We start from the raw sequence: 24,500 nt of genomic DNA on the forward strand, positions 1-24,500 counted from the left end.
CCACCCCCCTGCCCCTCCCGAGCCCGATCGGCGTCGAGGCGATCTCGCTGGCCGAGACCCTCGGGCGCGGCGCGCTCGCCATCGCCGCCTACGCCGCGCTCGGCGTGATCCTGCTGATCATCGGCTTCTACGTGATCGACATGGCCATCCCCGGCAAGCTCAGCCATCTGATCAAGTCCGACCGCAACCCCAACGCCACCCTGCTCACCGCCTCCGGCCTGGCCGCCGTCGGGCTCATCGTCGCGGCCTCCATCTGGTCATCGGGCGGAGCCCTGCACGAGGGCCTGCTCGCGACCGCGGTCTTCGGCCTGGTGGGCATCGCCGTGCAGACGGTGGCGATGATCGCCTTCGACAAGGTCGCCGGGATGTCGGTCCGCGATCTGGTCAGCGAGCCCGAGCTCCAGCCCGGCGCACGCCTGCTGGCGATCACCCACCTGGTCATCGGTCTGATCACCGCCGTCGCCGTCATCTGAGCGGAGGCCCTCCGGCGCCCGGCCGTGCGCGGAACCGTACAGAACAGGAGCCCGCACCCTGTACGGCGCAGCGGCTGGCGCATCCCATGCGACCTGGCACTCTTAGTGACGTGAGGGAGCGGAACGAGCGAGGCAGCAGACACAGCGACGTCGTGGTCGAGCCCGGCGGGAAGGAGCCCGCCAGGAGGGAGCCCGACCCGGACCGGGTCAGGGAGGACACCACGCGCAGGCTCGAACGGGCCATGGGCACGCTGGGCACGGCCGCCATGGCGAGGATGGAAGACCGGCTGATGTGGTTCCGCGTCCTGTCCGCCGAGGACAGGTCCTGGGTCGGGCTGGTGGCCCAGGCAGGGATCGCCGCGTTCGTGGAGTGGTTCCAGCACGCCGGGGAGGGCCGTCCGACCCCCAGCATCGAGTTCTTCGGCACCGCCCCCCGCGAGCTCAAGCGCTCCATCTCGCTGCAGCAGACCGTGGACATCGTGCGGATCGTGGTCGAGGTGGTCGAGGCGCAGACCGGGGATCTGGCCGCGCCCGGCGGGGAGGACCAGCTCCAGCAGGCGATGCTCCGCTACACCCGCGACGTCGCTTTCGCCGCCGCCCAGGTCTACGCGCGGGAGGCCGAGGCGCGGGGCGCCTGGGACGCGCGGCTGGAGGCGCTGATCGTGGACGCGCTGGTCCGGGGCGAGGTCGACGACGGCCTGCACTCGTGGGCCGCGGCGCTCGGCTGGATCTCCTCCCCCGTCGTCGTGCTGGCCGGGCAGACGCCCGACAACGACCCTCAGACGGTGATCGACGGGCTGCGTGACCGGGGCCGCAGGTCCGGGCTGGACATGCTGGCGGGGGTCCAGGGCGACCGGCTGATCGTGATCGTGGGCGGTGCCGACAGCGTCAGCGCCGCGGCCAGGCACGTGGTGCCGCGCTTCGGTCCCGGGCCGATCGTGATCGGGCCCGAGGTGAACGACCTGCACGCGGCCGCGCGCTCGGCCCGGGCCGCGATCGCCGGCCTGCGGGCCGCCGGCGGCTGGCCGGACGCGCCCCGGCCGGTCCACGCAGAGGACCTGCTGGCCGAGCGCGCGATCGACGGGGACGCCGACGCCAGGGGCCAGCTGGTGGAGAACGTCTACCTTCCGCTGGTGGGCACGCCGCTTCTCGACACGCTCGCGACCTACCTCGAACAGGGCACCTCCCTGGAGGCCACGGCCCGGCTGCTTTTCGTGCATCCGAACACGGTGCGCTACCGTCTTCGTAAGATCACCGAGCTGACCGGGTACCAGCCCACGGAGGGGCGTTCCGCCTTCACCCTCCAGGTGGGACTCATCCTCGGCCGCCTGTCCGAAACAATCGCGACCTAGAGGTCCTTACTTAACCTCAGCGAAACCTCCGCTGTAGCCTTCCTACAAAAAGGTGTGGATAAAGTTCGTTCGTATCCTTATCCGTGTAGCAGACTCCTACAGGGCAGGCTGGATTTCGTGCTCGTCATCGTCGCTCCGGGCCAAGGCGCCCAGACCCCAGGTTTCCTCGCCCCATGGCTCGAAATACCGGGCCTGGCGGATCGCCTGTCCGCGTGGTCCGACCTGGTCGGCCTCGATCTGGTCGCCTACGGGACCACCGCCGGCGCGGACGAGATCCGTGACACCGCGGTCGCCCAGCCACTGCTCGTGGCCGCCGGACTGGCCGTGGCGGAGGTCCTCGGGGCCTCCCCCGCCATCGTCGCCGGGCACAGCGTCGGGGAGCTGACCGCCGCCGCCCTGGCCGGAGTCCTCACCCCCGAGCAGGCCCTGACCCTCGTCCGCGAGCGCGGCCAGGCCATGGCCAAGGCCGCCGCGGTCACCGAGACCGGCATGCTCGCCGTCCTCGGCGGCGCCGAGGACGACGTGCTGGCGGCCATCGCCGGGCACGGTCTCACCCCGGCCAACATCAACGGCGCCGGGCAGATCGTGGCCGGTGGCACGCTGGCGCAGCTGGAGGCGTTCAGGGCCGAGCCGCCCGCGCGGGCCCGGCTGATCCCGCTCTCGGTGGCCGGCGCCTTCCACACGGTGCACATGGCCCCCGCGGTCGACCACCTGCGCAAGGCCGCCGCCGGCATCACACCCGGCGACCCGTCCACCACCCTGCTGTCCAACGCGGACGGCGCGGCGGTCACCAGCGGCGCCGAGTTCGTGGAGCGTCTGATCAATCAGGTCGCCAACCCGGTACGCTGGGACGCCTGCATGGCCACGATGGCCGACCGGGGCGTCACCGCGATGATCGAGCTGGTCCCCGGCGGCACCCTCACCGGCCTGGCCAAGCGCGCCCTGCGCGGGGTGGCCACCGTCGCTCTGAAGACCCCTGACGACCTGGACGCGGCCCGCGGGGTTCTCAGTGGGTCGGCGTGAAGCCGGCGCGGTGAGCGCGGTGGTCCACGAGGCACGAGTGGCCTCCGCAGCTAACGAGGAGTGGTGAGCGACGGATGAAGATCATGAATGGCGCTCCTGGCGCGAAGATCCTGGCCTTCGGCCACTATCAGCCGTCCAAGGTGGTCACCAACGACGATCTGTCGGCGACCATGGAGACCAACGACGCGTGGATCCAGAGCCGCGTCGGCATCAAGGAGCGCCGGATCGCCCCCGAGGGCGAGTCCGAGATCGATCTGGCCGTTCAGGCGGGCGGCAAGGCCCTCGCCGCGAGCGGGCTGGCGGTCACCGACATCGACCTGGTGATCGTCGCCACCTGCACGCTGGAGACGCAGATCCCCAACGCGGCCGGCCGGGTGGCCACCCGGCTCGGCATCGACGCCCCCGGCGCCTTCGACGTGAACACCGCCTGCTCCGGCTTCTGTTACGCGCTGGCCGTCGCCAACGACGCGGTCCGCGCGGGCTCGGCCACCAACGTGCTGGTGATCGGCACCGAGAAGCTCTCCCAGTGGATCGACTGGACCGACCGGGCCACCGCGGTGATCTTCGCCGACGGCGCGGGTGCCGCGGTCGTCGGCCCGTCCGACACCCCCCGGATCGGCCCGGTGGTGTGGGGCAGCGCCGGCGACAAGTCCGACGCGATCATCATCAAGGACCGTGACTCCTTCCTGCACCAGGAAGGCCAGGCCGTGTTCCGCTGGGCCACCACCGCGCTTCACCCGGTGGCCAAGGAGATCTGCGAGCGCGCCGGGGTGGCCCCCTCCGACCTCGCGGCCTTCGTGCCCCACCAGGCCAACCTGCGCATCATCGAGGCCATCGCACGTAAGCTCGGCGCCGACAACGCCGTCATCGCCAAGGACATCGTGCTGGCGGGCAACACCTCCGCGGCCTCGATCCCGCTGGCGCTGTCCCGGATGATCGAGCGCGGCGAAGTCCGGTCGGGCGACCTCGCCCTGCTGCTGGGCTTCGGCGCCGGCCTGACCTACGCCGGTCAGGTCATCGAGGTCCCCTGAGACCTGTACGGCTCCGGCCGTGCGGAACAAAGCTTGTACGGCTCCGGCCGTGCAGAACAAGAAGAAACCGAATTCAAGGAGAACAAGCGACATGGCTCTGACCGAGCAGGAGATCCTCGCTGGTATCGGCAAGATCATCAACGAGATCACCGGCATCCCGGCCTCCGAGGTCAGCCCGGAGAAGAACTTCGTGGACGACCTCGACATCGACTCGCTGTCCATGGTCGAGATCGCCGTCGCCGCCCAGGACGAGTTCGGCGTCGAGATCCCGGACGAGCAGCTCAAGCACCTGAAGACCGTCAAGGACGTCATCAACTTCATCCAGAACTGAGACGTCTGAAGATTTCCCGGATTTGACCCGCGATTCACAAGGAGCGCAGAACGTGAGTACAGACCAGGTACGTGTCGTCGTCACCGGGCTCGGCGCGACGACGCCCCTCGGTGGAGACGTCGCCTCGACCTGGTCGGCGCTTCTCGCCGGTCAGTCCGGGGTCCGCAACCTCACCGAGGACTGGGTCGACTCGGTCCCGGTGAAGTTCGCCGCCGTGGCCGCCGTGGACCCGACCGAGGTGCTGCCCCGGCCGGAGGCACGGCGGCTTGACCGGGCCGAGCAGTTCGCGCTGGTCGCGGCCCGCGAGGCCTGGGCGCACGCCGCGATCGACAAGGTCGATCCGGAGCGCCTCGGTGTGGTCGTGGGCAGCGGCATCGGTGGCATCACCACGATCCTCGCCGCCTACGACACCTTCAAGGAGAAGGGCTGGCAGCGGCTCTCGCCGTACACCGTCCCGATGCTGATGCCGAACGGCGCGGCGGGCTGGATCGGCATCGAGGTCGGCGCCCGCGCCGGCGTGCACGCCACCGTGAGCGCCTGCGCCACCGGCGCCGAGTCGATCGGCTACGCCATCGAGATGATCCGTTCCGGACGCGCCGACGTGGTCGTGGCCGGTGGCACCGAGGCGGCCATCCATCCTCTGAACATCGGCTCCTTCGCCGCCATGCGCGCGATGTCCACCCGTAACGACGCGCCCCAGCTGGCCTCCCGGCCGTGGGACAAGGACCGTGACGGCTTCGTCCTCGGCGAGGGCGCCGGCATCGTCGTGCTGGAGTCCGAGGAGCACGCCCTCGCGCGCGGCGCCAAGATCTACGCGGTGGCCGCGGGTGTCGGCTACTCCGCCGACGCCCACCACATCGCCCAGCCGGAACCGACCGGCGCCGGGGTCATGCTGGCCATGCGCCGCGCCCTGGAGAACTCCGGCCTCACCGGCCAGGACATCAAGCACGTGAACGCGCACTCCACCTCCACCCCCGCGGGTGACGTGGTGGAGACCCTCGCGATCAAGGAGGTCATCGGCGCTCACCCGCTGGTCACCAGCACCAAGTCGATGACCGGCCACCTGCTCGGCGGTGCCGGCGGCATCGAGTCCGTCTTCACCATCCTGGCGCTGCACGAGCGGATCGCCCCCGGCACCATCAACGTGGACAACCTCGACGACGGCGTCGAGGTGGACATCGTGCGCGGTGCGCCGCGCAAGCTGCCCGACGGCCAGATCGCCGCGATCAACAACTCTTTCGGGTTCGGCGGACACGACGTCGCCGTCGCCTTCACGAGTATCTGACAGGGAGCCAGTGATGACCGTGCTCGACAACAGGGTGGTGACCGACACCTCCGACAAGGAGGTTGACGATCCTCGCGATCCCCAGGTGCGACTCGCGGCCCTTCTCGACGAGGGCTCGGTCCGGCTGATCTCCCCCGTGGACCGCAGCGGCGTGCTCGCCGCGACGGGCCGCGTGGAGGGCGTGCCTGTGGTGGTGTTCGTCAGCGACGCCCGTGTCCAGGGCGGCGCGATGGGCAGCGAGGGCTGCGAGCACATCGTGCACGCCTACGACGTCGCGGTCCGCGAGCGGGTCCCGGTCATCGGCGTCTGGCACTCGGGCGGCGCCCGCCTGGCCGAGGGCGTCGAGTCGCTGCACGCGGTCGGCCGTGTCTTCGCCGCGATGACCCGGGCCTCCGGCGTCGTGCCGCAGCTGTCCGTGGTGGTCGGCCCCGCGGCCGGCGGCGCCGCGTACGGCCCGGCGCTGACCGACATCGTGATCCTGGCCGACGAGGGCCGCATCTTCGTCACCGGCCCCGACGTGGTCCGCAGCGTGACCGGCGAGCAGATCGACATGGCCGCGCTCGGCGGCCCCGAGCCGCACAGCAAGCGCAGCGGCGTCGTGCACATCGTCACCAAGAACGAGACCGAGGCCTACGTCCAGGCCCGCCGCCTGGCGGTGCTCCTGGGCCACCAGGGCCGGGTCCGCGGCGACATCGAGGAGGTCGACTTCTCCGGCCTGCTGCCGGAGAACGTCCGCCGCGCCTATGACGTCAAGCCGCTGGTCAAAGGCCTGCTCGACGAGCCGGGCGTCGAGCTGCACCCCAAGTGGGCGCCCAACATCGTCACCACGCTGGGCCGTCTCGGGGGCCGGACCATCGGTGTGATCGCCAACAACCCCATGCGTCTGGGCGGCTGCCTGGACTCCGCCTCCGCCGAGAAGGCCGCCCGGTTCGTCCGGATGTGCGATGCCTTCGGGGTGCCGCTGGTCGTCCTGGTGGACGTCCCCGGCTACCTCCCCGGCGTCGGCCAGGAGCACGACGGCGTGGTCCGCCGCGGCGCCAAGCTCCTGCACGCCTTCGCCGAGGCCTCGGTGCCGCGGATCACGGTGGTGACCCGCAAGGCGTACGGCGGCGCCTACATCGCGATGAACTCCCGTTCGCTGGGCGCCACCCGGGTCTTCGGCTGGCCGACCACCCAGATCGCGGTCATGGGAGCGGTCGCCGCGGTCCGCATCCTCAAGCGCCGTGAGCTCGCGGCGGCACCGGAGGAGGAGCGCGCGGCCGTGGAGGCCAGGCTCGCCGAGGAGCACGAGATCCTCGCCGGCGGCCTCGACCGGGCCATCGAGCTCGGCGTGGTGGACGAGGTCATCAAGCCCGAGGAGACCCGCGGCGCCATCGCCAGGATCCTGGCCCAGGCCACCCCGGCCCGCGGCGCCCACGGGAACATCCCGCTCTGACCCGCTTCAGCGACGCCCCCGCCGGCCCCGCCGGCGGGGGCGTCGTGCTTTCCCCAGCACGGGCCGTCTCCCCGGCGCGCGGCACGGGCGTGATCCCTCAGCCCGCCCGAGGGAACGGTCGAGCACGGAACCGTCCGCTTCAGACGGACGTCAGAGCACGGACCTGTCCGCCCGGGAAGCGGAAGAGACGTCATGAGCCGTTCTGAGACGGCCTGAGGGGCGGCCTGAGGGGGCTTGAGGCGGCTCGGGGCCGGAGATGGCCCGAGGTGGCCCGGAGAGCCCGCTCGGAGGCGCGGACAGGATCTCCGGAGGCGCGGCAGAGCCCGGGCGTGGGCGGGCTCCGGGGCGCGGGCTCCTTCCCTTTCCGTTCTCGGAGGTCTGCGTACCCGGAGAGGATCGCCTGATCAGACCGCGGCGTGCAGCCAGCGGACCGGGGCGCCCTCCCCCGCGTAGCGGAACGACTCAAGCTCGGCGTCCCACTGCTTCCCGAGCAGGCGGTCCAGTTCCTCCTCCAGCACCACCCGGCCCTGACGCGCCATCAACATGGCCGAGCGCAGCCGGTCCTCGGGCACCAGGATGTCACCCGAGGCCCCGATCACCGCCGTGAAGGCGCCAAGGGACGGGGTGTAGGCATGACGGGACCCGTCGGCACCCGGCGAGGCGTCCTCGGTGATCTCGAAGCGGATACGCTGCCAGCCCATCAACGACGAGGTGATGGCAGCTGCGGTCCCGACACGGGCCTCCCATTCGGCCTGTGCGCGCACGTGGCCGGGCGCGGCAGGCTGCGGAGTCCAGGTCAGGTCCACGGGTACGCCAAGGACACCCGCGACCGCCCATTCGATATGAGGGCACAGCGCAGGCTGAGCTGAGTGGACGTAAAGCACGCCACGAGCAGACACCGGACCTCCCGTTTCGTACGAGGTGCGCCTTCCCCAACGGCCTCGTCCCAGGATGATCACAAGTGACTGAAGGAGAGACTACCGTCGGTTGTGACGCCGCACCAGAGGGGGGTCATACCGAGATGTTGTGCCACGGGCGCCTGGCTCGGGGCATTCTCGGAGGAGAGAAGACGCAGCGACCTGGTGATCAACCCCGGAGGGCCGGATGGACGCCGACATCATACGGGTGGAGCCCGTGCCCGGAGCACCCGCGCTGATCAGGCCTGGCCAGCTGCTGACCGACGCCTCGGGGATGGCCGCCGTCTCCCGGTGGACCACCGCCGTGGCCGAGGTCGAGGGGATCTTCCGCATACGGCTCTCGCCCGGCGTGGACGTCTGCGATCTGGTGACGGCGGTGCGAGGCCGGGGCCACCCCGCCTCCCCCAACCACGTCCTGGTGGGCCAGCCGCTCTTCTTCGGCGGCCCGGCCTCCCGCCCCTTTCCGGCCGACCCCCTCCCGCTGCCCGAGGCTGCCGCAGACGCGGTGACCGTGGCCGTGGCCGACACCGGCCTGACCGCGCACCCCTGGTGGCGGAGGCAGGCCTGGTTCCTGGAGCAGCGGCGCGAGGCCGCCGAGCTGCCCGACTCGGACGGCGACGGCGAGCTGGACGCCCAGGCCGGGCACGGCACGTTCGTCGCCGGGCTGGTGCTGCGCTCGGCTCCCGGCGCGCGGGTGCGCCCGCTGCGGGTGTTGGACAGCCACGGCACCGGGGACGAGGCGGGGCTGCTGCGGACCCTGATCCGGCTGCGGGACGACCCGCCCCAGGTTCTCAACCTCTCCTTCGGCGGCCACACCTTCGACGATCGCCCCTCGCCGCTGGTGGAGGCCGCCCTGGCCGGGCTGCGCGCCACCGCCGTGGTCGCCTGCGCGGGCAACACGGCCTCGGACCGCCCGTTCTGGCCCGCGGCGCTGCCCGAGGTGATCGCCGTCGGCGCGCTGGACGCGGCCGAGGAGGTCAGGGCCCCCTTCTCCGCGTACGGCCCGTGGGTGGACGCCTGCGCCCGGGGCGAGTGGCTGACCAGTTCCTTCCTCGAACACGGGGCCTTCCGGGGCTACGCGCACTGGAGCGGGACCTCCTTCGCCGCGGCCGTGGTCAGCGGGGTGATCGCGGCGGCGGCCCGGGACAGGACCCCGCGGGAGGCCGCCGCGCACGTCCTCGATCCACTGAGGACCCGGCAAATCCCGGATCTGGGTGTTGCGGTGCCCATGCCGAGGTAAAGTCTCACCCAAAGTCTTCGCGTGAACACTCAGAGTGTTCGACGTGGCCTCGGAGGCGCCGGTGAGTGAGCAGCACGCGATCGATGCCGTCCTGGCAGGCGACCAGGCGGCGTGGGACGTGCTGGTCAACCGGTTCTCGGGGCCGCTCTGGTCGGCCGTGCGCGCCTACGACCTGAGCGCGGCGGACGCGGCGGACGCGGTGCAGGGGGCATGGCTGCGGCTGGTCGAGAGCCTGCACACCATCCGTGACCCGGATCGGATCGGCCCCTGGCTGTTCACCACGGCCAAGCGCGAGGCCTCCCTTCTGAGCAGACGGAACCGGGGCGAACGGCTGATCTCCGATCCCGCCGGCACCGAGCATTCCCATTCCGATCCGGCGCTGGCCGGGCACGTCCACCCCGACCCGGCGGTGGCGGTGCTGACCGCCGACGAGGGCCGTCGGCTGTGGCTGGCCGTCGAGGAGATGCACGAACCCTGCCGGTCACTGTTCCGGCTGATGGCCACCGCACCCGACGCGGGCGTCCACCAGCTCGCCGGGCGGCTGGGCATGCCCAGCGGAAGTTACGGCCCCACCCGGGGACGTTGCCTGAACCGACTACGCACCGTGCTCACCGCCCAGGAGGCGACGCCATGACCCGACATCCCCCGGCGATCGACGACGAGTCCCTCATCGCCGCGCTCCGTCTGAGTGCCGGCCAGGATCCCGTGCCCGCTCACGTCTCCGCCGCCGCCAGGGCGGTCTTCGGCCTGCGGCTGCCCGGTGCCGCCACGGCCCGGCCGGTGGTCACGCCCGCTCCGCGGGGCGTCCGGTCCGCCGACGAGGCGAGGCTGCTCCGGTTCACCGCCGCCGAGCTCACCGTGGATCTGGAGGTCACCTCGATGGACGGCCTGGTGGACCTGGCAGGGCAGGTGTCCCCGTCTCCGGAGGCGGGCACCCGGGTGGAGGTGCGCACCCTGCATCTCACCGAGTCGCGCGAGCTCTCCGCGACGGGCCAGTTCGCCGTCACGGGTCTGCCGCCGGGCTGGTTCAGCGTGGTGTGCCACCGGCCGGAGCGCTCTCCGGTCGTCACCAGCTGGACCCGGATCCGCCCGTAGGTGATTCCCGACGACGCGCTCGCCGCCGCCGAGCACGCGGTGGACCTCTCGGGCACGGCCCCGGCACGGGCCCGGGCACTGGCGCACAGCGTGCTCGCCTCCGATCCTCACTGCGAGGCCGTGGCGGTCGCCCACCGGGCGCTGGCGGTGGCCGCACGCGAGCTGGGCGACCTGCCGCTGGCCGAGGAGCACCTGGACCGGGCCGTGAGCGTCGCGCTCTCCGCCGGCCTTCCGCGCCGGGCCGCCCAGGCACGCCTGTCGCTGGTCCACGTCCGCACCGAGCTCGGCCACCCACGGCAGGCCCTGACCATCGCCGACTCCGCCGAGCCCCACCTCACACCGGTCGAGGTGGCCAGGCTCGGCGTCCACCGGGCGGTGGCGCTGACCCGCCTCGGCCGCTACGCCGAGGCCGTCAGCCACTGCGACCGCGCGGTGGACTTCCTCGGTGACGACGTCAGGTTCCTGGCCGGGGCGGTGCTGAACCGGGGGCTGGCCCGGGTGTTCCTCGGCGAGTTCGAGGCGGCGGAGGCCGACCTGACCCGGTGCGCGAAACTCGCACGGGAAGCGGGTCTCGATCACGTGCTCACGCTCGCCGAGGGCAACCTGCCGTTCCTGGCGGCGCGGCGGGGAGACCTGTCCGCCGCGTTCACCGCCTACCACCGCGCGGAGAGCAGCCTGTCCGGATATCCGGAACGGCTGGCGACGATGCGCTGCGACCTGGCCGAGGCGCTGATCGCCGCTCATCTGCCCGGTGAGGCGCGGGCCCTGCTCGACCTGGCGGTGCCGGAGCTGACCGCGGCGGGCGCGAACGTGGCCCTGGCCGAGGCCCGCCTTCTGCTCGCCCGGGCCGAGCTGCGCACCGGCGACCCGCACCGCGCCCGGCAGAGCGCGGAGCGGGCCGCGGTCGATCTGGCCGCGCAGGGCCGGACGGTCCTGGCGCCGCTCGCCGCGGAGATCCTCCTGCGTGCCCGGCTCATGCTCGGCCCGCCCACCGCGGAGCTGCTCGCCGAGATGCTCTCGTGCGCCGGCGCCCTCGACGACGCGGGCCACCCGCAGGCCTCCCGGGCGCTCAGGTTCACCGGCGCCGAGGTCGCGCTCCGGCTCGGCGACCGCCCCGCCGCCGACGAGCAGCTCGCCCGCCTCGCCTCGTCCGGTCCCGGCGTGGTGTCCCGCCAGGCGACAGCGGTGCGGCGGGCGCTGGCGGGAGACCGGCGGGGGGCCTTCGCGGTGGTCCGGGCCGGGCTGGCGGAGGTGGGTGCCGAGGCGATGGCGTTCAGCGACCCGATGGTGCGCGCCCACGCCGTCAGGGCCGGTGAGTCGCTGGCGGGGTTCGGCCTGGCCCTGGCTCTGCGGACCGGGCGGGGCCGTACGCTCCTGGCCTGGGCGGAACGGTGGAGGGCGGTCGTCGGAGGCACCGGTCAGCCCGTCGCGCCCGACGTGGAGGAGCTGCGCGCCGCGCTCGGGGAGGCGGCGCTGGTGGAGTTCGTCCGTCACGCCGGTGAGCTGGTCGCCGTGGTGGTCACCCCGGACCGCGTCATGCTGCGCCGCCTTGGCCCCTTCGCCGCGGTCGCCGAGGCCACGGTCAGGATCCGCTACGGCCTGCGCCGGACCCATCTGCTCGACGGGGAGGCGCCCGGGCTGGCCGGGGAGGCGGCGCTGCTGGAGCGGCTGCTCTTCGGCCCGCTACGCGGCAGGCTGGGCGACCGGCCACTGGTGATCGTGCCGACCGGGACGCTGCACACCCTGCCCTGGCCGGTCCTGCCGATGAACGCCGGTCGGCCGGTCACCGTGGCATCCGGTGCCGCCGCCTGGCTGGCCGGGCACCGGATGCGGGCCGTACGGGGCGGGGGGATCGTGGCGGTGGCCGGTCCGGGGCTGCGGTGCGCGGAGGCCGAGGCGGACATGGTCGGCGGCTGCCATCCGGGGACGGAGCGGGTCACCGCGCTACGGGCGGAGGTGATGGCGGCGCTGGAGCGGGCCGAGGTGGCGCACCTGGCCGCGCACGGGATGTTCTCCTCGCGCAGCCCGCTGCTGTCCAGCATCGCCCTCGACGACGGCCCCCTGATGGCCTACGACCTGCTACGGCTCCGCACGCCACCGCGGCTGGTGGTGCTGTCGGCGTGTGAGGCGGGCATGGCGCACGCTCCGGCCGACGGGGCGCCGCTGGGGCTGGCGGGCACCTTCCTGTCGCTGGGGTCGCAGTGCGTGGTGGCCAGTCTGGTCCCGGTCCGCGACGAGGAGACCCTGACGCTGATGACGGTCTTCCACGAGCTGCTGGCCGCCGGCCACCCGCCCGCCCAGGCGTTGACCGCGGCGGGTGGGAAGACCGGGGTGGCCGGGTTCGTCTGTTTCGGCTACGGCGCTCAGCCGGTGGCGACCGGCCGCGAGGGGTCGGCCACCCAGTTGGACCAGGATCCGACGTAGAGGGCGGCAGGGATGCCCGCCAGCTCCAGGGCCAGCACCTCGTGGGCCGCCGTCACGCCGGAGCCGCAGTAGGCGCCGACCCTCACGCCGGGGACGGCGCCGAGGGTGTTGAACCGCTCGCGGAGGAAGTCGGGCAGGTGGAAACGGCCCGCCGGATCGACGTTGTCGCCGGTGGGAGCGCTGACCGCGCCGGGAACGTGCCCGGCGACGGGATCGATCGGCTCGACCTCGCCCCGGTAGCGCTCGGCGGCGCGGGCGTCCAGGAGGACCCCGTCGGCGGCCAGCTCCAGGGCCTGCGCGGCGTCGAGCACCGGCATCCCGCCCGGACGCGCGACGAAGTCGCCGGGCGAGGCGGTCTCCTCGCCCTCCGCGACGGGCAGGCCTTCGGCGGCCCACGCGCGGAACCCGCCGTCGAGGACCCGGACGTCGGGGTGACCGAAGTAGCGCAGCGTCCACCAGGCGCGGGCGGCGGCGGTGGAGTCGGCCCCGTCGTAGACGACGACGGGCCGGGAGCCGGACACGCCCAGGCGGCGCATGGCGTCCTGGAACAGGTCCGCGGAGGGCAGCGGATGACGGCCTTCCGATCCGGCCGGCGCGGCGAGGTCGGCGTTGAGGTCGCAGAAGACGGCGCCGGGGACGTGCCCCTCGCGGTAGGAATCGGCACCGGGCGGCCCACCGAGCTTCCAGCGCACGTCCAGGACGGTCGCACCGGCCAGATCGGCCAGTCCGGAAGGGGTGATCAGCGGGCTCATCGGGTGCTTACCTCCAGTAGGGGAACATGCTGCTCAGCGGGCGTGAGGGAGCCGTGACAGCCGGTGAACGACGATTCGAACGGCTCGGCGATCGAGGCGACGATAGCGCAGTCGGTGTAGGGCACGGCGAGGACGTCGCCGATCCGGGGCAGCCATTCGGGACGCACACGCGGCCCGAACCAGCCCGACTCGACCGCCTCCTCGCGGGAGGTCACCCATGCCCTGCCGGCCAGGATGTCACGCCAGGCGTCGAGCACGGACGCCGCCGCGCCCGGGTCGGTGTAGACGTGCCGGGCGCGGGTGTCGCCGCCGAGCAGGGAGACGCCCTCGCGCAGCTCGGGGAGGGCGTCCACGTCGATCCGCTCGGTGATGTTGATCATGCCGTGGTCGGCGGTGACGTACATCGCCGAGCCGGGCGGGAGCGTGCCCGCCAGCCGCTCGGCCATCCGGTCGACCAGGGCGAGCTGGTCCAGCCACTGCGGGGTGCCCCAGCCGGTCAGGTGGCCCATGCTGTCGAGGTCGCCGTAGTAGACCGTCACGTGTGAGCGGGGCTCGGCCAGCGCCCGGCGGACGCCCTCGATCCGGTCGTCGACCCCGTCGGCGCCGATGAAGTGCACGCCCCGGTAGACGGCGCGGTTGAACGCGGTGGGCTCGAACGCCGACGGGGCGACGTAGCTGATGGGGATCCCGGCCGCCACGGCGCGTTCGTAGACGGTCGGGGTGGGCTGCCACTCGTCGGGAGGGATCAGCGGGCCCGAGGCGGTCCAGCGCAGGCAGTTGAGCAGATAACCGGCGCCGGGCACGGCGATCCGGTAGCCGAGCATGCCGTGCTCGCCCGGCGGCAGGCCGGTGCCCAGCGTGCCGAGACTGGTCGCCGTGGTGGCGGGGAAGCCCGCGGTGAGCACCCTGCCGAGCTGGGCCGACAGGAAGGGGGCGGTCTCCGGGTGCGCCCGGAGCAGCTCGGCTCCCAGCCCGTCGACGAGGAACAGCAGGACGCGCTCGGCCGGCGCGAGCTCCAGCGGGTTGTCCCCCTCCATCCCGAGCACGGTCAGGAGGGAGGAGGAGAGGTCGGCGAGCGAGGCCACGCCGTAGGCGGGGACCAGGGGGTTCATGAGGCGGCGCGGGCGGTCGCCTCCGACAGTGCCTTGGCGAAGGCCAGCACGTGGGTGACGGCCTCGGGTCCGTCCGCCGCCTCGCTCACCCGCAGGGAGAGGTCGTCGGCCGTGATGGCTCCGGTGTAGCCGTGGTCGGCCTCGCAGTTCTCGTCGCCGCAGGTGGCCGGCTCCAGGTCGACGTGGGAGATGGCTCCCCAGCCGATGGTGAGCGTGACCTCCGTGGGCGGCACGCCCGGCACGTAGGAGGCGGGGTCGGGGACGACCCGGGTGACGGCGACCGACTGGATCCGGCTGAGCCGCACGGCCTCGGTGGTCGTGGAGGCGTGAGAGGCCGAGACCCCTTCCACCGGCGGGTGCTCGTCGGTGTGGCAGACGAGCAGGCGGGTGGGGGAGAGCACCAGGACGGTGACGTGTCTGCGCACCTCCATGGCCGGGTCGAAGGTGGCCTCGTGGTGGACCACGTAGGCGCCCACCTGTTCCTTGCCCAAGGCGGAGTCGACCGCGTCGGCGACCAGGTCAGGATAGTAGCCACTGCGGTCGATGGCGTCACGCAGGCCTGCGGCCGAGAGTCGGGTTTCCCTCATGGGTCCATCCTGCCCTGTCCGGGGCAGCGCTTTCACCCTGTGCGCACGCCGTTCGGCCGTCGGCGCAAATCGTGACCGTGACCGACCACGGCCCCCTTTACGCGACACAAGCATTTAATTCGATTTTTTATGACTAATTGGCATTCTCTGGCTGGTCGTCCGCCTTTCACAGTGAATCAGTTGAACGGCCCCGGATGTGTCCGGCCGGAGCGGGCCTGGCCTCCCGGGGCGGCGCGCTAGCCGAGGCGGCGTGGCCCGCCGTCGAGCCGCGGCCCCACCGGGCTGCTCAGCACGGCACGCGCCCCCAGCACGATCACCTCCGACTCCCCCACCAGCACGGGGTCGAGGTCGAGCCTGGCCACCTCGGGAAGGTCCTCCGCCAGCCGTCCGACACGGATCAGCAGGTCCTCCAGCGCCTCGACCGCGACCGGCGGGTAGCCGTACTCGCCGAAGAGCAGGGGCGCCGCGCGCGGCGACCTGACCAGGGCCGCCGCGTCCTCGCGCGTCAACGGGGCGAGCCGGTAGACCTCGTCGCGCAGCAGCCGCGCGGTGACCTCGCCGAGCCCGAAGGAGACGACCGCGCCGAACGCGGAGTCCTCGATGACGCTGACCACGGTCGGGACCGCGGGCTGCGGGACCATCCGCTGCACCGCGAGCACGGCGGCGGAGCCGAGCTGTTCCCGCAGGCCGGCGAAGGCCTCACGCACCCCGTCGGGGCCGGACAGCCCCAGACGCACCGTGCCCGCGCGCTTGGCCGCCTCGGGGTCGGCGGCCTTCAGCACCACCGGCCATCCGAGTCGCTCGGCCGCCTCGACGGCCTCCTCCGGCGAGGCCACCACCTCCGCGGGCCACACGGTGAGCCCGTAGCAGGCGAGCAGCTCCGAGGCCTCGATCTCGGCCGGGGCCTCCCCCAGCCCGGACAGCACGATCCGCCGTGCGGCGGCGGTGTCGACGCCCTCGATCTCCTCGTGCAGGCCGGCGGGCTGGTTGAGCCAGTGCGCGTGCCGTACGACATGGGCCAGGGCGCGGACCGCCTCCTCGGGCGCCGTGTAGGAGGGGATCGAACCACGCTCGGGGACGGTGCCGACCCGCAGCTCCGGCAGCATGCCGATCTTGCCTTCGAAGGTGGCCAGCACCGGTTTGCCGCAGTCGCGGGAGACCCGCAGCAGTTCGGCGGCGACCTCGTCGGCCCTGCCGGGGATCGGCGGCATGTAGATCGCGACCACCGCGTCCACGTCCGGGATCAGCCTGGTCAGGGCCTCGCCGAACGCGGCGGCTCCCGCCCGCGCGCCGAGGTTGACCGGCGTGCCGGGTTCGAGCCCGACCCGCACGCAGGCATCGGCGGCCAGCAGCGCCAGCGCGTCGGAGTTGCTCACCAGACCGACCCGGGGGCCCGCCGGCAGCGGCTGGTAGGCCAGGAGCTGCGCCACGTCGAACTGCTGGATCAGGTCGTCGACCCGGATCACTCCGGCCTGCTCGAACAGCGAGCTCAGCGCGGTGTCGGGCAGGCCGAGCACGGGCGCGGCGTGGCCGGTGGGCACGCCCTGGGTGGTGCCGCCGCTCTTGACCACCACGATCGGCTTGCGCCGGGAGATCCGCCGGGCCAGGCGGGCGAACTTGCGGGGGTTTCCCAGCGACTCCAGGTAGAGCAGGATCACATCGGTCTGCGGGTCCTCCTCCCAGTACTGGAGCAGGTCGTTGCCCGAGACGTCGGCGCGGTTGCCCGCCGACACGAACGAGGAGATGCCCATGCCGCGCTGGGCCACCCGCTGCAGCAGGGCGGTGCCCAGGGCGCCGGACTGGCTGAAGAAGCCGACCCGGCCCCGCCCGGGGATGGTCTCGGCGAGCGTGGCGTTCAGCCGGACCGCCGGGTCGGTGTTGGCCACGCCGAGACAGTTGGGGCCGACGACGCGCAGGCCGTACGCGCGGGCGATGCGGACCAGCTCGTCCTGTCTGGCCCGCCCCTCCGCGCCGGTCTCGCCGAATCCGGAGGAGACCACGATCAACCCGCGCACGCCCTTCTCCGCGCACTCCTTCACCACCTCGATCACCCCGTCGGCGGGTACGGCCAGCACGGCGAGGTCCACCTCGCCGTCGATGGCCGTCACGTTCGGGTAGGCCCGCACTCCGGCGACGGCCCGCGCCTCGCGGTGCACGGGATAGACCGGGCCGGTGAAGTCCGCGCCGAGCAGGTTGCGCAGGACGGTCTGGCCGACACCGCCCGGCTCGCGGCCCGCGCCGACGACCGCCACCGACCCCGGGGAGAGCAGCCGCTCGATCGAGCGGGACTCGGCGCGGTGCTCGCGTGAGGCGGTCACCTCCTGGGCGGTCTCGGTGGGGGTGAGGTCGAGGGTCATCCGGACCACGCCGTCGGCGAAGCGGCTCTGCGCGGTGTAGCCCACCTGCTTGAGCACCGCCATCATCTTCTGGTTGGCGGGCAGCACGTCGGCGACGAACCGGGCGATGCCGTGCTCCCTGGCGGTCGCGGCCAGGTGCTCCAGCAGCACCGAGGCGACCCCGCGCCCCTGGTGGGCGTCCTCGACGAGGAAGGCCACCTCGGCCTCTCCCGGATCGATCCGGTCATAGCGGATCACCGCCACCATCTCCGTGCCGATCGTCGCGATCAGCGCGACGCGGTCCACGTAGTCGACGTTGGTGAACCGGGTGATCTCACGGTCCGACAGTCGGGGCCGGGGGCCGAAGAAGCGAAAGTAGATCGACTCCTCCGACAACCTGGAGTAGAAGGAGCGCAACCGGTCGGCGTCGGCGGGCCGGATCGGGCGTACGTGAGCGGTGCCGCCGTCCGACAGGACGACGTCAGCCTCCCAGTGAGCGGGATAGTGAGAAACCTCCACAGTCCCGAGAGTAAACGCGAATCCCATATATCGGACCAGCAGGGTGACTTCACGCAACGCTTGTGCATCGACTATGGCCCGGTGTCCGGTCCGGACCCCATACGCTGGCCGGAAGCTGTTAAGTTTTTCGCGGCTAGAGGCACGTCAGCATCGAAGGCAGCAAGGTGGTGACATCATGACGCGGGTGGTCGTGGTGGGCGATCTCATGACCGACGCGGTCGCGCGGGCTCGCTACCCGTTGGCCAGAGCCAGCGACACACCGGCGATCGTCACCATGCACGGCGGGGGTTCCGGGGCCAACATCGCCTCCTGGCTCGCCGTCGAGGGCGCCGAGGTGGCCTTCATCGGCCGTCGCGGCGCCGACATCACGGGGCGTAACCGCGACATGGAGCTGATGGGCTACGGCGTCGACGCCCGCCTCGTCATGGATCCCGAGCGGCCGACCGGCACCTGCGTGGTGCTCGTCACGCACAAGGGCGAGCGCACCATGCTCTCCGACCCGGGGGCGAACGCCGCCCTGTCCCCCGAGGACCTGCCCCGCGACCTGTTCGCCCAGGGCGGCCACCTGCACCTGTCGGGCTACACCTTGATCAATGAGGGTTCCCGTGAGGCCGGCCTCGCCGCCCTGGAGATGGCCGGCCGCGCCGGGATGTCCGTCTCGGTCGACTGTTCCTCCTCCGCTCCCCTGGAGCGCACGGGGGCGGAGCCGTTCCTGGAGTGGACCCAGAACGCCAAGCTGCTGTTCGCCAACACCGACCAGGCCAAGGTCCTGACCGGCCGCGACGATCCCGCCGCCGCCGCGAAGGTGCTCACCGCCTGGTTCCCCCAGGTCGTCGTCAAGCTCAACGACGAGGGCGCGCTGTGGTACACCAACAACCGCGCCGAGCCGGTCAGAACCCCCGCCGAGAGCGTGGAGCGCGTGGTCGACGGCACCGGTGCCGGTGACGCGTTCACCGCCGGTTTCCTGCCCGCCTGGCTGGAGGGCAAGCCCCCCGCCGAGGCCCTCGCCTCCGGCTGCCGCCTGGCATCCCGGGCCATCTCCCACCTGGGCGCCCGCCCCCGCCTCTGACCCCGCGGAGGGCTTCCACCGCGGACGGGTCCGGGGTGGAAGCGCCATGGTCACGACTGGACCGCCCAGGAGGTCACTCCTCGATGTGGATGGCCAGCGCCGGGCAGACCACCGCCGCGTGCCGGACGTCGGCGGCCTGCTCCGCCGGCGGGTCGGGGTTGAGCAGCACGGCGATGCCGTCCTCGTCGCGCTGGTCGAACACGTCCGCGGCGGCGACCACGCACTGCCCGGAAGCGACGCACTTGTCCTGGTCGATGGTCACTTTCATGAGATCCCCTTGGTTGTCGTCGTAGTTGCCCGCCCGCAGTACGGAGGGAGAGTCACCAGGTCACGGGGAGTTCGTAGACTCCGTAGACCGACCCGTCGTGCTTGAACGGGATCTGTTCCAGATCCGCGGCCAGCCGCAGGGTGGGGATGCGCCGGTAGAGGGTGCTGTAGACGACCTGCAGTTCCAGCCGGGCCAGCGGCTGGCCCAGGCACTGGTGCACCCCGAAGCCGAAGGCCACGTGGTGGCGGGCGTCGCGCCGGATGTCCAGCCGGTCGGGGTCGGGGAAGGCGTCGGGGTCGCGGTTGCCGATGTCGTTGGCCATGATCAGCCCGTCGCCGGCACGGATGAGCTGTCCGGCAATCTCGATGTCCTCCAGCGCCACCCGGCGCCGCCCGTTGTGCGTGATGTGCAGGTAGCGCAGCAGTTCCTCCACCGCCGAGACGACCAGCTTCTCGTCGTCCGTGTCGCGCAGGAGGGCCAGTTGGTCGGGGTTTTCCAGCAGGGCGAGCGTGCCGAGCGCGATCATGTTCGCGGTGGTCTCGTGCCCGGCGATCAGCAGCAGCACCCCCATCTGGGCCGCTTCCTGCCGGGACAGCTCCCCGGCCTTGATCCGCTCGGTCAGCCGGGACAGCATGTCGTCGCCGGGGTTGGCGAGTTTCTCGTCGAGCAGGTTGTTCAGATAGCCCGACAGGTGGCCGAGGGCGGCCATCCGCTGCTCGGGCGACGCGTCCCGCTTGATGACGGTCTTGCTGTTGTCCTGGAAGAAGTCGTGGTCGGTGTACGGCACTCCGAGCAGCTCGCAGATCACCAGCGAGGGCACCGGCAGGGCGAACGCCTCGACCAGGTCCACCGGCTTCGAGCCGGCGAGCATGTCGTCGATCAGATCGTCGACGATCTTCTGCACGGCCGGCCGCAGCGCCTCCACCCTCTTGATGGTGAACGGCGCCGTCACCATCCGCCTCAGCCGGGCATGCTCAGGATCGTCCATCAAAATGAAGCTGACCGTCGACGAGCCGTTGACGGGGGCCGAGCTCGGATAGCCGGGCCGGCTGATGTCCGCGCTGACCCTCGGGTCGGCCAGCAGTGCCCGCTGCTCGGCATAACGGGTCACCAGCCACGGGGTGCTGCCGTCCCACAGGCGGACCTTGGCGAGCGGCCCCTCCTGCTGCTTGGCCCGCAGAGCCGGGGGCGGATCGAACGGGCAGCCCGCCGCCCTGTCCATCGGGTATCCCGGGATCTCGGCGGAGTGCTCACTTGCCGGATTCAACCTGCTGGTCATTGATTCCTCCAGTGAAACCTGTGGCGCGACGTGTTCGCGGCAAGCGGTGATGAGCACCTGCCTGCCGAGACGACGGGTCGGCGAGTCGGCGAGTCGGCGAGTCGGACGAGAGTGGTGGCGGAGCGGCTTTTCCCGGCGGTCACCCCAGGGCTGGTGCGAGGTCGGGAAGCGCGTCGACGACCTCCTGCCGGCGTAGACGGGTCTGCTTGGGCATGTTCCAGCCGAGTACGCCGGTGACCCTGCCGTCATGGCGGTAGAGGGCGACGAAGCGGCGGCTCGCCAGGTCGCCGTCCACGACGGTCACCTCGGCGCCGGCGGGCAGCACTCCATGCACTTGGATCTTGACGTCGAACTGGTCGGTCCAGAAGTAGGGCACGGGCCTGTAGGGCTGGTCGTCGCCGAGGATGTTGGCTGCGACGGTGTTGGCCTGCTCGGTGGCGTTGGTCCGGTTCTCCAGCCGCATCGAGGTGCCGAGCCTGTCGTGGTGCCAGCGGGCCACGTCACCGACCGCGTAGATCCCCTCCGCCGCGCGGCAGCGGGAGTCGCACACCAGTCCGCTGTCCGCCCGCAGTCCGCTGCCCGTGAGCCATCCGGTCACCGGGTCGGCCCCGATCGCCACCACGACCACGTCGGCCGGCAGCACTTCGCCGGTGTCCAGGCACACGCCCGTGACCCTCCCGTGGTGGCCGGACAGGTGGCTGACCCCGGCACCGAGCCGCAGGCGGACCCCGCGCTCGGTGTGCAGTTCGGCGAGCAGGCTCGCGACCGAGGGCCCGATCTGGCCCGCCATGGGCGCCGGCTGGGGGCCGGCCATGGTGACCTCCAAGCCCATGCCGCGCGCGGTGGCGGCGATTTCGGCGCCGAGCACGCCCTCCCCGACGACCACGAGCCGCGAGGAGTCCAGCAGATCGGCCCGCAGCGCCAGCGCGTCGTCGAGAGTGCGCAGCACGTGGACCCCGGCCAGATCCGCCTGTCCGGCGAGCATCCGGGGTCGCACTCCCGTGGCGACGACGACGGCGCCGGCCCGCAGGGCACGCCCGGATGCGGTGTGGACGGTGCGGGCGGCCGTGTCCAGGCCGACGGCCGGGTCGGCGAGGACGAACTCGGCGTCCAAGGCGGACAGGGCCGCTTGTGGTCGTAACCGGGCCCGTTCGGGCTCCCAGGTGCCGGAGAGGACCTGTTTGGACAGGGGCGGCCGATCGTAGGGCAGGTGCGGCTCGGCGCCGAGTACGGTAAGGCCGCCCTGGTAGCCCTTGCGCCGCAGCGCTTCCGCGGTGGCGAGCCCGGCGGCGGACGCGCCGACCACCAGCACGCTGGAGGGGGCGTTCATGCGGTCTCGCTCAGCACGATCGCGGCGGCCGGGCACACGCTGGTGGCTTCGCGGATCGGGACATGCAGCCGCTCAGAGGGTTCCGCGTCGAGCAGGATCACGATCCCGTCGTCCTCCCGCTGATCGAACACCTCCGGTGCGATCAGCACGCACTGGCCGGCCCCGCAGCACTTGTCCTCGTCCACAGTGACTTTCAACGTCGGTTCCTCCTCTGTCCACGATCCGCTGAGGCACAGCGGATCCAGTTACGGAAGGGTCGGCTGCGGCTCCGTCACGGGGCGGGACGTGACCGGTGCGAGCCACAGTCCGACGATCGCGTCGATCAATCCGGTCGCGGCGTCATGCCAGCTGGACCGGGGGGTGGGGGCGCCTTCGGCGAGAGCGCGCTCACGCTCGGCGTACATGTGCACCATCAGCTGCCGGGCCATGTCGCCGCGCTCGGCACGCACCTCGGCCGGCAGTTCGGGAAGGCACCGGTTCAGCCCGTCGATGACCCGGTGCAACGAGGGCGAGGTGAGAGACTCGTCGACCATGATTTCGCGGAACGCGGGGTCGGTCATCACCTGGGCGCCGAAGCGGGCGTACCACGTGGGGGGACTGCCCAGGGCGGCCAGATGCTCGGCGCTCGGGCGCACCAGGCAGGCCACCCAGTCCCGCACATCCGAGCTGTCGCCGATCTCGGCCAGCATCCGCAGGCGCACCTGCTCGACCTGCGCGGCGTGTTTGCGCACTATGGCGCGGACCAGATCGGCCTTGGTGCCGAAGTGGTAGCCGACCGCGGCGTTGTTTCCCTGCCCCGCGGCCTCGCTGACCTGACGGTTGGAAACGGCGACCACACCGTGCTCGGCGAACAACCGCTCCGCCGCCGCCAGGATCGACTCCCGCGTCGCACCGACCCGCTCAGCCCGGACAGTCCTGCCCACCATGACCTCCCCGAACCGACCCTCATCTCATCGTCAGTTAACCTGGGCTGCTAATTTAAGTCAAGCGACTGATTTAAAATCTTTCGAGTCGCGCAATCCGCACCCGCCAAAACGGAGGCTTACCCGTGCCCCATGCCCCTGCCGAACCTGCCGGGATGTCCGTCCCGCCGCGGGCGAACACCGTCGTAGTGGTGCTCGCCCTCGCCGGGATCGTGGTCTCGCTGATGCAGACCCTCGTGATCCCGCTGATCCCCCAACTCCCGAAACTCTTGAGCGCCTCGGCGGCCGACAGCACCTGGGCGATCACCGCCACGCTGCTGGCGGGCGCCGTCTCGACGCCGGTGGTGGGACGGCTGGGAGACATGTACGGCAAGCGGCTCATGCTCCTGATCAGCCTTGTCCTGCTGGTGACCGGTTCGGTCGTCGCCGCTCTCAGCCACACCTTGGCGCCCATGATCGTCGGACGGGCGCTTCAGGGGCTGGCAGCCGGTGTCATCCCGCTGGGGATCAGCATCATGCGCGACGAGCTGCCGAGCGAACGGCTCGGCGCGGCGACCGCGCTGATGAGCGCCTCGCTGGGCGTGGGCGGCGCGCTCGGCCTGCCCGCCGCCGCCCTCCTGGCCGAATACACCGACTGGCACGTGCTGTTCTGGGTGTCGGCGGGTCTCGGCGCCCTCGCCGCCGTGCTCGTGCTGACGCTCGTGCCGGAGTCCGCGGTCCGCAGCGGAGGCCGCTTCGACCTGGTGGGTGCGGCCGGACTGTCGACCGGGCTGTTCTGCCTGCTGCTGGTGATCTCCAAGGGCGCCGACTGGGGCTGGACCAGTGCCCTCACCACCGGCCTGTTCGGGGCCTCGGTCGTCGTGCTGATGCTGTGGGGCTGGTGGGAACTGCGCACCAGGGAACCGCTGGTGGACCTGCGCACCACCGCACGCCGCCAGGTGCTGTTCACCAACCTCGCGTCCGCCGTGTTCGGGTTCGCGATGTTCGCGATGTCCCTGGTGCTCCCGCAACTCCTGCAGATGCCGGAGGCCACCGGCTACGGGCTGGGACAGTCGATGCTGGCCATGGGTCTGGTGATGGCGCCCTCCGGGCTGGTGATGATGGCCATGGCGCCGCTGTCCGCGCGGATCTCGAAAGCCAGGGGCCCCAAGGTGACGCTGATGATCGGCGCCGTCGTGGTCGCCGCCGGCTACGGCCTGAGCGTCGCGATGATGTCCGCCATATGGCATCTCGTGCTCGTCTCCGCCGTGATCGGAGCCGGCATCGGTCTCGCGTACGGGGCGATGCCCGGGCTCATCATGGCGGCCGTACCCGTGTCGGAGACAGCCGCCGCCAACAGCCTCAACACGCTGATGCGGTCCATCGGCACCTCGACCTCCAGCGCGGTGGCCGGCGTCGTCCTGGCCCAGATGACCATCACGCTCGGCTCCGCCACCGTCCCCTCCGAGAACGGCCTTCGCCTGGTCATGGCCATCGGCGCAGGCGCGGCCCTCGTCGCCTTCGCCCTCGCCGCCTTCCTGCCCGGCCTCGGCCGGCGCCCGGCCTCCGCCACGCCGGCAAGGCACGCGGCCTCCGCGGTAACCGCCGACGCCGCTCCGTAACCAGGGACGGAACCAGGGGCGTGTACGGATCTCCGCACGAGAACCTCACGGTGCCGTCGGCAGCCGCTCCGTAGTCAGGGACGGAACCGGGGCGTGTACGGATCTCCGCACGAGAACC

At 72.0% G+C, this 24,500-nt stretch carries 23 protein-coding genes; 13 read left to right on the forward strand and 10 right to left on the reverse strand.

Annotated features, from left to right (window positions below; all coding sequences use genetic code 11):
* The 7 genes from CA984_RS05405 to CA984_RS05435 all read left to right on the forward strand — a co-directional run.
* The coding region (locus tag CA984_RS05405; protein ID WP_242675752.1) for a DUF350 domain-containing protein at window positions 1-473 on the forward strand (473 nt) is incomplete at its 5' end.
* A gap of 242 nt (window positions 474-715) precedes the next feature.
* Complete coding sequence (locus CA984_RS05410; protein WP_165781114.1) at window positions 716-1,825, forward strand: PucR family transcriptional regulator; 1,110 nt, start codon at window positions 716-718, stop codon at window positions 1,823-1,825.
* A gap of 117 nt (window positions 1,826-1,942) precedes the next feature.
* Window positions 1,943-2,848: an ACP S-malonyltransferase gene (locus tag CA984_RS05415; RefSeq protein WP_086568820.1), complete on the forward strand. Its 906-nt coding sequence runs from the start codon at window positions 1,943-1,945 to the stop codon at window positions 2,846-2,848.
* Window positions 2,849-2,922: 74 nt separating this feature from the next.
* Complete coding sequence (locus CA984_RS05420) at window positions 2,923-3,879, forward strand: beta-ketoacyl-ACP synthase III (protein ID WP_086568822.1); 957 nt, start codon at window positions 2,923-2,925, stop codon at window positions 3,877-3,879.
* Between the two features lie 91 nt (window positions 3,880-3,970).
* Window positions 3,971-4,210 carry an acyl carrier protein gene (locus CA984_RS05425; protein ID WP_012893485.1) on the forward strand — a complete coding sequence of 80 codons (240 nt, stop codon included), beginning with the start codon at window positions 3,971-3,973 and terminating at the stop codon, window positions 4,208-4,210.
* 52 nt (window positions 4,211-4,262) lie between these two features.
* Window positions 4,263-5,495, forward strand: coding sequence for a beta-ketoacyl-ACP synthase II (gene fabF, locus CA984_RS05430; protein ID WP_086568824.1), 1,233 nt, complete (start codon window positions 4,263-4,265; stop codon window positions 5,493-5,495).
* Between the two features lie 13 nt (window positions 5,496-5,508).
* Window positions 5,509-6,930 carry a carboxyl transferase domain-containing protein gene (locus CA984_RS05435; RefSeq protein WP_086568826.1) on the forward strand — a complete coding sequence of 474 codons (1,422 nt, stop codon included), beginning with the start codon at window positions 5,509-5,511 and terminating at the stop codon, window positions 6,928-6,930.
* Between the two features lie 404 nt (window positions 6,931-7,334).
* On the opposite strand, the gene CA984_RS05440 is transcribed toward CA984_RS05435, so the two are convergent.
* Window positions 7,335-7,829: a DUF3145 domain-containing protein gene (locus tag CA984_RS05440; protein ID WP_086568828.1), complete on the reverse strand. Its 495-nt coding sequence runs from the start codon at window positions 7,827-7,829 to the stop codon at window positions 7,335-7,337.
* Between the two features lie 205 nt (window positions 7,830-8,034).
* On the opposite strand from CA984_RS05440, the gene CA984_RS05445 reads away from it, so the two are divergent.
* The 4 genes from CA984_RS05445 (at window position 8,035) to CA984_RS05460 (ending at window position 12,606) form a co-directional block, all read left to right on the forward strand.
* Entirely contained in the window at window positions 8,035-9,087 is a 1,053-nt protein-coding gene (locus tag CA984_RS05445) for a S8 family peptidase (protein WP_086568830.1), read from the forward strand.
* Between the two features lie 61 nt (window positions 9,088-9,148).
* Window positions 9,149-9,721 (forward strand): RNA polymerase sigma factor, encoded by a 573-nt coding sequence (locus CA984_RS05450; RefSeq protein WP_086568906.1) that lies wholly within the window; start codon window positions 9,149-9,151, stop codon window positions 9,719-9,721.
* A complete protein-coding gene (locus CA984_RS05455) occupies window positions 9,718-10,182 on the forward strand; it encodes a hypothetical protein (protein ID WP_086568832.1) in 465 nt (154 codons plus the stop codon). Before CA984_RS05450 ends, CA984_RS05455 begins: the two co-directional genes overlap by 4 nt.
* Window positions 10,183-12,606, forward strand: a complete 2,424-nt coding sequence (locus CA984_RS05460; RefSeq protein WP_086568834.1) for a CHAT domain-containing protein — start codon at window positions 10,183-10,185, stop codon at window positions 12,604-12,606.
* Here the strand turns inward: CA984_RS05460 and CA984_RS05465 are convergent.
* The 4 genes from CA984_RS05465 to CA984_RS05480 all read right to left on the reverse strand — a co-directional run bounded on the left by CA984_RS05465 (window position 12,546) and on the right by CA984_RS05480 (window position 17,939).
* On the reverse strand, window positions 12,546-13,358 hold the full coding sequence (locus CA984_RS05465; protein WP_086568836.1) for a sulfurtransferase: 813 nt from the start codon (window positions 13,356-13,358) through the stop codon (window positions 12,546-12,548). The two genes, CA984_RS05460 and CA984_RS05465, sit on opposite strands and share 61 nt — an antisense overlap.
* Window positions 13,355-14,470 carry an alkaline phosphatase family protein gene (locus CA984_RS05470; RefSeq protein WP_086568838.1) on the reverse strand — a complete coding sequence of 372 codons (1,116 nt, stop codon included), beginning with the start codon at window positions 14,468-14,470 and terminating at the stop codon, window positions 13,355-13,357. Before CA984_RS05470 ends, CA984_RS05465 begins: the two co-directional genes overlap by 4 nt.
* On the reverse strand, window positions 14,467-15,057 hold the full coding sequence (locus CA984_RS05475; protein ID WP_012893495.1) for a DUF5998 family protein: 591 nt from the start codon (window positions 15,055-15,057) through the stop codon (window positions 14,467-14,469). The genes CA984_RS05470 and CA984_RS05475 overlap by 4 nt, the downstream gene beginning before the upstream one ends.
* Before the next feature lie 236 nt (window positions 15,058-15,293).
* Window positions 15,294-17,939: a bifunctional acetate--CoA ligase family protein/GNAT family N-acetyltransferase gene (locus CA984_RS05480; RefSeq protein ID WP_086568840.1), complete on the reverse strand. Its 2,646-nt coding sequence runs from the start codon at window positions 17,937-17,939 to the stop codon at window positions 15,294-15,296.
* 148 nt (window positions 17,940-18,087) lie between these two features.
* On the opposite strand from CA984_RS05480, the gene CA984_RS05485 reads away from it, so the two are divergent.
* The gene (locus tag CA984_RS05485; protein WP_086568842.1) at window positions 18,088-18,981 is read left to right on the forward strand and encodes a carbohydrate kinase family protein; all 894 of its coding nucleotides are present in this window, start codon (window positions 18,088-18,090) and stop codon (window positions 18,979-18,981) included.
* 73 nt (window positions 18,982-19,054) lie between these two features.
* On the opposite strand, the gene CA984_RS05490 is transcribed toward CA984_RS05485, so the two are convergent.
* The 5 genes from CA984_RS05490 to CA984_RS05510 all read right to left on the reverse strand — a co-directional run bounded on the left by CA984_RS05490 (window position 19,055) and on the right by CA984_RS05510 (window position 22,784).
* Window positions 19,055-19,249 carry a ferredoxin gene (locus CA984_RS05490; RefSeq protein ID WP_031170073.1) on the reverse strand — a complete coding sequence of 65 codons (195 nt, stop codon included), beginning with the start codon at window positions 19,247-19,249 and terminating at the stop codon, window positions 19,055-19,057.
* A 52-nt stretch (window positions 19,250-19,301) separates the two neighbouring features.
* A complete protein-coding gene (locus CA984_RS05495) occupies window positions 19,302-20,528 on the reverse strand; it encodes a cytochrome P450 (RefSeq protein WP_086568844.1) in 1,227 nt (408 codons plus the stop codon).
* Between the two features lie 139 nt (window positions 20,529-20,667).
* On the reverse strand, window positions 20,668-21,858 hold the full coding sequence (locus CA984_RS05500; protein ID WP_165781113.1) for an NAD(P)/FAD-dependent oxidoreductase: 1,191 nt from the start codon (window positions 21,856-21,858) through the stop codon (window positions 20,668-20,670).
* The gene (locus CA984_RS05505; protein ID WP_086568846.1) at window positions 21,855-22,055 is read right to left on the reverse strand and encodes a ferredoxin; all 201 of its coding nucleotides are present in this window, start codon (window positions 22,053-22,055) and stop codon (window positions 21,855-21,857) included. The genes CA984_RS05500 and CA984_RS05505 overlap by 4 nt, the downstream gene beginning before the upstream one ends.
* 48 nt (window positions 22,056-22,103) lie before the next feature.
* Window positions 22,104-22,784, reverse strand: coding sequence for a TetR/AcrR family transcriptional regulator (locus CA984_RS05510; protein ID WP_086568848.1), 681 nt, complete (start codon window positions 22,782-22,784; stop codon window positions 22,104-22,106).
* A gap of 152 nt (window positions 22,785-22,936) precedes the next feature.
* Between CA984_RS05510 and CA984_RS05515 the strand changes: the two genes are divergently transcribed.
* A complete protein-coding gene (locus tag CA984_RS05515) occupies window positions 22,937-24,382 on the forward strand; it encodes an MFS transporter (protein WP_086568851.1) in 1,446 nt (481 codons plus the stop codon).
* Window positions 24,383-24,500: the final 118 nt, after the last annotated feature.

This window comes from Streptosporangium minutum, assembly GCF_002149035.1.
GTDB classification, from domain to species: domain Bacteria; phylum Actinomycetota; class Actinomycetes; order Streptosporangiales; family Streptosporangiaceae; genus Streptosporangium; species Streptosporangium minutum.